The following is a 7,693-nucleotide window of genomic DNA, read 5'->3' as shown; positions in this document are numbered from 1 at the left end:
GGCGTGGCGGTGCCAGAGGTGGTGCAGGAGTTCCTGTTCGCGGGCCTGGAAGTCCGGTGCCGGGGCGCCGTGTTGGGCGCGGTCGCGCAGCAGGGCGAGGGAGGTGGCGAAGTGCTGGTACTCGGCGACCGTACGGGCCGCGCCTGCCCCGTGCGTACCGCGGGCCAGCGAGCGGGCCATCGAGCGGGCGCGCATCGAGCCGAGGGCTATCGGTTCGGCCGGTGCCAGCCAGCCGGCGGCCACGTAGGCGGGCAGGGTGTCGCGGACGGTGCGGAGCCCCTGCCGCCGGGACCAGACCGCCAGCCAGGTGAGGGTGGCGCAGACCGGGACCATGAAGAGGGCGTAGACGGCGAAGAACGCCCAGCCGGGGAGGGCGGCGGAACCGTTCCATATCCCGTGCAGCAGCGCCGCCGTGAAGACGGCGAGGAAGGGGATGAGGACGCGCGGGAGGATCCGCATGCCGGGGACGGCGGCGACTATGCCGAAGCCGATGCCGGTCAGCGCGGTGAAGAGGGGGTGCGCGAAGGGGGCCAGGATGATGCGGACGAAGAACGTCATGGCCGTGGCCGACTCGTGCAGCGCGTCGGGGCCGAGCAGTTGGTCCTCGCCGAAGGCGGTGCCGAGGTAGAGGACGTTCTCGGTGAAGGCGAAGCCGGTGGCGGTGATGCCGGCGACGGCGAGGCCGGAGACGACGCCGTTGAAGTCGCGGCGGCGGAAGAAGAAGAGGAGCAGGATGGCGACGCCCTTGGCCGACTCCTCGACGACCGGCGCGATGACCGTGGCGCCCAGCACGTCGGCCCGGCCCGCGGAGTCGGTCACGGACGTGCTGAGCCAGTCGGTGGCCAGGCCGTTGGCGAGGAGCGCGACGAGGGTGGCCGCGCAGGCGCCCCAGGCGAAGGCGAAGAGGTGGTTGCGCCAGGGCATCGGCTCGACGCCGTCCATCCAGCGGAAGGCGGCGAGCAGGAGCGGCACGGGCAGCACGGCCAGGCCGAGGCCGACGAGGAGGCCGAGGGTGCCGGTCTGTTCGCGTACGAGGGCGAGGATGATCAGCCCGCACAGCGTGAACACCGTGATGAGGGTCAGGGCGCGCAGCGTGCGGCGGTGGCGGTGCCACCAAGAGGGGGTCGCGGGCGGGTGGTAGCGCCAGTCCGCGGGGGAGGCGGGCATCGCCGGGAACCGGGGTTGCTGGGCGTAGGCGGGCACCGGGTGGGGATTCGGGTGCTGGGTCTGGGGGGCCTGGGCGTACGCCGGGTGCCGTGGCTGCTGCGGGGGTGGTCCGCCATAGGGATGCGGACCGGGATAGGGGTACGGGCGGGCCGCGTACGGGGGCGCCTGGTGCGCGCCGGATGCCTCGTCGTCCACCACACGACAGTAACGAGCCCGAGGCCGGGCCATGAAGGGCGTACACATTTCCGGCCAGCGGACCGGGAGGTGTCGTCGGGATTCGCCTCGTGTTCGCCGATCGGGACGGCGGCGCACGCGAGTTCAGCCGGTTCGCACGCTTCGCAGGCCATCACCGGTCCGCGTGGTCAGCCGTGTAGGAAATAGAGGACGGTCATGGTCACGGCGGTGGTCAGGACGACGCTCCGCAGCAGCCGAGCGGGGAGACGTCGTGCGAAGTGGGCGCCGGCGAAGCCGCCGGCCACCGCGCCGGCCAGCATGGTGGCGAGGAGAAGCGGAGCGTTCAGTGCGTCCGAGGCGATGAGAAACAGTGCGGTCGCGCTGAGATAGACGGCCGCGACCTGGGCGACCCGCATCGGGTTGCTGACGGCGGTGTCGAGGCCCAGGCCGATGCTCCACAGGGCCAGCATCATGATGCCTACGGCGCCGCCGAAGTATCCGCCGTACACGGCGAGGAGGAACTGGCCGATCAGGACAGCCCGGGAACTCATGCCGACCGAGCGGCCCAGCGCGGTGCTCAACGCACGGGAGACGCGGCGCCCGAAGGCGAGGATCACCGTGGCGAAAGCGAGCAGCCACGGCACCGCGGCGTCGAACGACGCTGCCGGCAGCGCGAGCAGCAGGCCGGCACCGAGTCCGCCGCCGATCACACTGATCGCTGTCAGCGCCGTCGTGGACGTCCCCCCGACCGGGGTGAGTTCGCGTCGGTAGACCCACGCGCCGGCCGCTGCCCCGGGGACGAGGGCGACGGTCGATGACGCGTTCGCCGCGACAGGGGGCAGGCCGACTGCGACCAGAGCGGGCAGCGCCACGAACGTGCCCCCGCCACCGATGGAGTTCAGCGCTCCGGCGGCAACACCGGCCAGCAGGACAAGCAGCATCTCGGACACCTGCCGAGCATCACCCGTTGGCCAGTGGGCCCACAATGCGTGATCGGTGAACCCAGCATAAGGCTGTGCCATAGGCTTGTACGGGTGCGCTATGACCTGGACGACCTGCGGCTCTTCCTCGACATCGTGGCGGAGGGGTCGATCACCGGGGGCGCTCGCCGGATGCACCTGAGCCTGCCTTCGGCCAGCGCCAGGGTGCGCTCGCTCGAGCACCACGCCGGTGTGGCACTGCTGATCCGCGGCCGCCGGGGAGTTCGACCCACCCCGGCGGGGACGACACTGGCCCGCCACGCACGTGACGTACTCGCTCTGACAGCGCGGCTCGAAGGTGCCGTCGCGAGCTATACCCGCTCCCCGACCGCTCCGCTGACCCTGCTGGGCGGCGGCTCCGCGATGTACCGACTCGTGCCGCAAGCCCTGGTGTCGTTCCTCCGCGCACACCCGGACGTCGACGTCACTGTTTCCGAAAGCCGCACCCCGCAGACCGTGCGGATGCTCGCCGACGGTGAGGCGGACCTGGGGGTCGTTCTCGACGACGAGGCCCGCGACTGCGGCCTCGACATGGAGCCCCTGGGCGACGACTCCCTCGTGGTGGTCGGCCAGGCCGGCGGGATTCTGGCCGGGCGGGACGCGTTGACCTACAACGAGGTCGCCGAGCATCCTCTCGTCGGGCTCGACGCCGACTCCTCGCTGCGACGCTGGATCGAGAAGAACCTCGGCCCGCACGCTCCGGCAGTGCGCTACCGCACCACCGTTGCCAACCTCAACATCCTCGTCGCCCTGGCGGCCGCCGGTGTCGGGCTCGCCGTCGTACCGCGTCGTGCTATCGACCCCAGCCAGCCGCTCGACGTGTGTGACCTACAGGATCCCTGGTCACGCCGCCACCACTTGCTGGCCTGGGGCGCGAAGGACCGGACCTCCACGGCCACCGCGGCGCTTGCCGAGCACCTGCGTCACGCGGCGCTGTCCGAGCCGGCCTCCCACAGCAGACAGGGAGAGCCCGGCGCATCTGAGGCCCTTCCGGGGAAGCCGCCGGGATAGCTGGCCGGACGGAATTCACCCGTTCGGCCTGTTTTGGGTTGCGATGTGCTGGTAGCGACGTGCATCTCGCGCGAGGCGGCGTTGGACTGGAAGCGGAGTGATACGCCATTGGGAGTAGGAGGCCCTTTCATGATCTCCCAGGAGCAGATCCCCGCGGTGGTCGATCACATGATCTACGACGCGGACGGAAAGAAGATCGGCGAGGCCCGGCACGTCTTCCTCGACGAGCGCACGGGCGAGCCGGAGTGGGCCACGGTCCGCACCGGGTTGTTCGGCACTCAGGAGACGTTCGTACCCATTCATGAGGGCCGCGTCGTCGACGACTACCTCGAGGTGCCCGTCGCCCGGACGATGGTGAAGGACGCACCGCACATGGACGTCTCGAAGGGCCGCCTCACCGAGCAGCAGGAGCGCGAGCTCTACAGCTTCTACGGCTTCGACTGGGATGAATCCACATCGCAGGGCGCGGGCGGCACGGCCGGTGCGGCAGGCACAGCGGGTGCGGCCGGTGCCGCGGGTGCTGCGGGTGGCTCCATGGGCTGGGAAAGCGAGGCCGAGCAGCCCGGACCGCCCACGTCGCGTGCCATGTCGTCAGGCGCGATGCCGTACGGAGGCGAGGCGGGCCGGGGCGATCTGGCGTCCGTGCAGGGGGCCATGACCCGTTCGGAGGAGCACCTGCGGGTGGGCATGGAGCGGCGTGAAGCCGGTCGCGCGCGCCTGCACAAGTACGTGGTCACGGAGGAGGTCGAGCAGACCGTTCCGGTGCGCCACGAAGAGGTGCGCATCGTGCGGGAGCCGATCACCGACGCCAACAGGGAACAGGCGATGAGCGGACCGGAGATCATGGAGGACGACTACGAAGTCATCCTGCACGAGGAGCGTCCGGTCGCGGAGACCGAGACGGTGCCGGTCGAGCGTGTGCGCCTGGTCACCGAAGAGCGCATCGAGGAGGAGACGATACGAGGACAGTGCCGCAAGGAACGCATCGAGATCGAGGGGATCAACGAGGAGATGCCCTACGGCACCACCAGCTGACGCGGTCGGCCGCCTCGGCCGGCTGCTCAGACCCGGCGCGTGACGCCGGACGCCGGGCTCGTGCCCAAGGCGACAGACCTTGGGCACGAGGGCTGTCGCGTGCCGGCCGGCGCGTACGGCACGTCAGCAGCGACGGAAGAGCAGGTCGCGGACCTTGTGGCCCTTCTCCAGGCCCTGGCCCTCGAAGCGGGTGGGCGGACGGGCGGCCGGGCCGGTGTCAGGACGCGGCGCGAAGCCGCCGTCGGGCCGGGTGTTCTCGTAGGCCGGGTGGGCGGAGAGCACCTCGAGCATCTGCTCGGCGTAGGGCTCCCAGTCGGTCGCGCAGTGCACGAGGGCGCCGGGGCGGAGCGGGACCGCGGCCAGGTCCAGGAACTCCGGCTGGATCAGCCGGCGCTTGTGGTGCCGCGTCTTGGGCCACGGGTCCGGGAAGTAGACGCGGAGTCCTGAGAGGGAAGCCGGGGCGAGCATCTCGCTGATCAGGATGACGGCGTCGCCGTTGCCCACCCGGATGTTGGACAGGCCGTGCTCCTCCGCGAGCCGGAGCAGATTGCCCTGGCCGGGGGTGTGCACGTCGACGGCGAGGATGCCCGTGTCCGGGTCGTCGGCGGCCATCCGGGCGGTGGCCTCACCCATGCCGAAGCCGACCTCCAGGACGACGGGACGCCCCTCGAACAGTTCGTCGAGGTCGAGGCGGTGCAGCCCGTCGATGTCGAAGCCCCAGCGGGGCCACGTGCGGAGCAGCGCAGCGCGCTGACCGGGGGTGACCCGGCTGCGGCGGGGCTGGAAGCTGCGGATGCGGCGCTCGTGATGCGCACCGGCCGGGTCGGCGGAGGGACCGGTGCCGTCGGGGAACATGGCAGGCTTCTCAGACATCCCAGCTCTCAGACATCGCAACTCGTCAGACACACTCACATCCTCCCTCGCGGAAGCGAGGGCGTTCCAACCGGCTGCTCAGAGCACCGTCGCGCCCAGCACCCCCACTGTCGCGCCCAGCGCGACCAGTGCCCGGTCCGCGATCTCCCGGCCGATCGGCAGCGAGGCCGTCGCGGCGGGGGAGGGTGCGTTGAGCACGTGGACCACGTGCGGGGTCTCGGTGATCAGGAAGTCGTCGACGAGGGTCCCGTCGCGTCGCACCGCCTGCGCGCGCACGCCCGCCGGGGACGGTTTGAGGTCGTCCTCCGCGATCTCCGGCAGCAGCCGCCGGACCGCGTCGGTGAAGGCGCGCTTGGAGAGGGAACGGCGCAACTCCCCCGCCCCGTACCGCCAGTGGCGGCGCGCTATGTGCCAGGCGCCGGGATGGCCGAGCACCGAGCCCAGCTCGCGGGGGCGCAGCGTGCGCCAGTCGTATCCCTCCATGGCCAGGGCCGGCACCGCGTTCGGCCCGATGTGGACGCCGCCGTCGATGCCACGGGTGAGGTGGACGCCGAGGAAGGGGAAGGCCGGGTCGGGCACCGGATAGACCAGGCCGCGCACCAGGTCCGTACGGGCCGGGTCCAGCTCGAAGTACTCGCCGCGGAAGGGGACGATGCGGGCGGGCGGGTCATCGCCGGTGAGCCGGGCCAGCCGGTCGCAGTGCAGACCCGCGCAGTTGACCATCGCGCGGGCGCGCACGACGGAGCGGGGGCCCGGCCCGGCTCCCACCCGGACGGCCACGCCACGGCCCGGACGCCGGTCCACTGCCGTGACCCGCGCCCCGTACCGCACCTCCGCGCCCGCCTCCCGCGCGAGCCGCGCCAACTGCCTGGTCACCGCCCCGAAGTCGCAGACGCCCGTCGTCCCGACCTCGATGGCGGCCAGGCCGCGTACATGCGGCTCACGCTCGGCGAGCTGGGCCGGGCCCAGCTCGCGCACCGGGATGCCGTGCTGTCTGCCGCGCTGGATGAGGGCGTGCAGGCGCGGCAGCTCCGCCCGCTCGGTGGCGACGATCAGCTTGCCGGTGACCTCGTGGGCGATGCCGTGCTCCGCGCAGAACTCGACCATCTCGGCCGCGCCACGGGCGGCGAAGCGCGCCTTGAGCGACCCCGGGCGGTAGTAGATCCCGCTGTGGATCACGCCGCTGTTCCGCCCCGTCTGGTGGCGGGCCGGGCCGGCCTCCTTCTCCAGGATGAGCACACGGGTGCCCGGGGCGGCGCGGGTCAGCGCGTACGCGGTGGAGAAGCCGACTATGCCGCCGCCGACGATCAGCACATCGCAGTCGTACGCCGGGGCGGCCGTCGCGCCCGCACCGGCTGTGATGGTGGCTGCCGTGGTCGCTGAGGTGGCATCGCTGAGCACGTCATCCATCATGAAGGCCACCACTGACAAACGGCTGCGACGCAGGTCACGTACGCCTCACGCCGGCGCCGCCAGCAGCGGCCTGGCCTGCTCGCGCAGCTGCGCCACCCGCGGCTCGTGCCCGTACGGCTCCAGCCGGTGCAGCAGATCCCGTACGTACTCCGTGGTCCGCGCCGAGGAGATGCGCCCCGCGACCTCCACCGCCCGGGCCCCGGCATCGCACGCCGCGTCCAGGTTTCCCGACTCCAGCTCGGCCACCGCCGAGACGACCAGGCGCAGCCCGTGCGACCGTACGAACTCCTCTGTCGGCTTCGACAGCGCCTTCTCGGTGAAGCGGCGCACCTGGCGCGGCGCCTTCAGGTCGCGGTAGCACTCCGCGGCGTCCGCGGCGAGCCGGTCGTAGGAGTAGAAGTCCAGCCAGGAGGGATCCGGGTCGCCCTCACGGGACCGCTCCAGCCAGCTCTCCGCGCTGGAGAGGGAGGCGCCGCACGCGTGCGAGTCCATGGCCTTGGCGTGGGCGCGGGCCTCGACCAGGCGGAAGAAGCTCAGGGTGCGCGCCGTGGCCAGGCCGCGGTTGCGTTCCAGCGCGGCCTGCGCGAGGTCGACGCCCTCGTCGGCGAAGCCCCGGTAGGTGGCCTGCAGCGACATGGAGGCGAGTACGTAGCCGCCGAGCGGGACGTCGGCGGCGGCGCGGGCGAGGCGCAGCGCCTGGATGTAGTAGCGCTGGGCCGCCTCCTGCTGGCCGGTGTCGAAGGCCATCCAGCCGGCGAGACGGGTGAGTTCGGAGGTGGCGCCGAACAGGGAGCGGCCGACCTCGTCGGTGTAGGTGCCGAGCAGCAGCGGCGCCGCGTCGACCCGCAGGCACTCCGGCACCATCGACGAACGCCAGTCGCCGCCGCCGTACTTGGAGTCCCAGCGCCGCGCCTCGTCCGCGGCTTCGCGCAGCTTCGCCACGTCGGTGTGGCCGACGCGCAGCGGCGCCGGGACGGCTGCCGATGCCGATGTCGGGTATTCGGTACCGGTACCGGCGGGGGTGCCGGCACCCGCGGGGC

At 72.1% G+C, this 7,693-nt stretch carries 6 protein-coding genes and 1 pseudogene; 2 read left to right on the top strand and 5 right to left on the bottom strand.

From position 1 onward, the window contains the following. Positions 1–1,167 (bottom strand): PrsW family intramembrane metalloprotease (locus ACRDP3_RS02250; RefSeq protein WP_431515092.1); only part of this gene is annotated, 1,167 nt, incomplete at its 3' end. 362 nt (positions 1,168–1,529) lie between these two features. Further along, the gene (locus tag ACRDP3_RS02245) at positions 1,530–2,291 is read right to left on the bottom strand and encodes a sulfite exporter TauE/SafE family protein (protein WP_431515091.1); all 762 of its coding nucleotides are present in this window, start codon (positions 2,289–2,291) and stop codon (positions 1,530–1,532) included. Between the two features lie 84 nt (positions 2,292–2,375). Here ACRDP3_RS02245 and ACRDP3_RS02240 point away from each other — a divergent pair, with 84 nt between their 5' ends. Together ACRDP3_RS02240 and ACRDP3_RS02235 are read left to right on the top strand one after the other, a co-directional pair. Beyond that, positions 2,376–3,332 (top strand): LysR family transcriptional regulator, encoded by a 957-nt coding sequence (locus tag ACRDP3_RS02240; protein WP_431515090.1) that lies wholly within the window; start codon positions 2,376–2,378, stop codon positions 3,330–3,332. A 129-nt stretch (positions 3,333–3,461) separates the two neighbouring features. Next, complete coding sequence (locus tag ACRDP3_RS02235) at positions 3,462–4,367, top strand: PRC and DUF2382 domain-containing protein (protein WP_431515089.1); 906 nt, start codon at positions 3,462–3,464, stop codon at positions 4,365–4,367. A gap of 123 nt (positions 4,368–4,490) precedes the next feature. Here the strand turns inward: ACRDP3_RS02235 and trmB are convergent, their stop codons facing one another. The 3 genes and pseudogenes from trmB to ACRDP3_RS02220 form a co-directional block, all read right to left on the bottom strand. Continuing rightward, entirely contained in the window at positions 4,491–5,240 is a 750-nt protein-coding gene (gene trmB, locus ACRDP3_RS02230; RefSeq protein ID WP_431515088.1) for a tRNA (guanosine(46)-N7)-methyltransferase TrmB, read from the bottom strand. 78 nt (positions 5,241–5,318) lie between these two features. After that, positions 5,319–6,653: an L-2-hydroxyglutarate oxidase gene (lhgO, locus tag ACRDP3_RS02225; RefSeq protein WP_431515087.1), complete on the bottom strand. Its 1,335-nt coding sequence runs from the start codon at positions 6,651–6,653 to the stop codon at positions 5,319–5,321. A gap of 45 nt (positions 6,654–6,698) precedes the next feature. Next, a pseudogene (locus ACRDP3_RS02220) lies at positions 6,699–7,693 on the bottom strand (hypothetical protein); the annotation flags it as partial.

It is taken from the genome of Streptomyces sp. (assembly GCF_050698815.1).
GTDB lineage: Bacteria > Actinomycetota > Actinomycetes > Streptomycetales > Streptomycetaceae > Streptomyces.
Note: the sequence above shows the minus strand (reverse complement) of the source record. Positions and strands in the feature narration are given on the sequence as shown.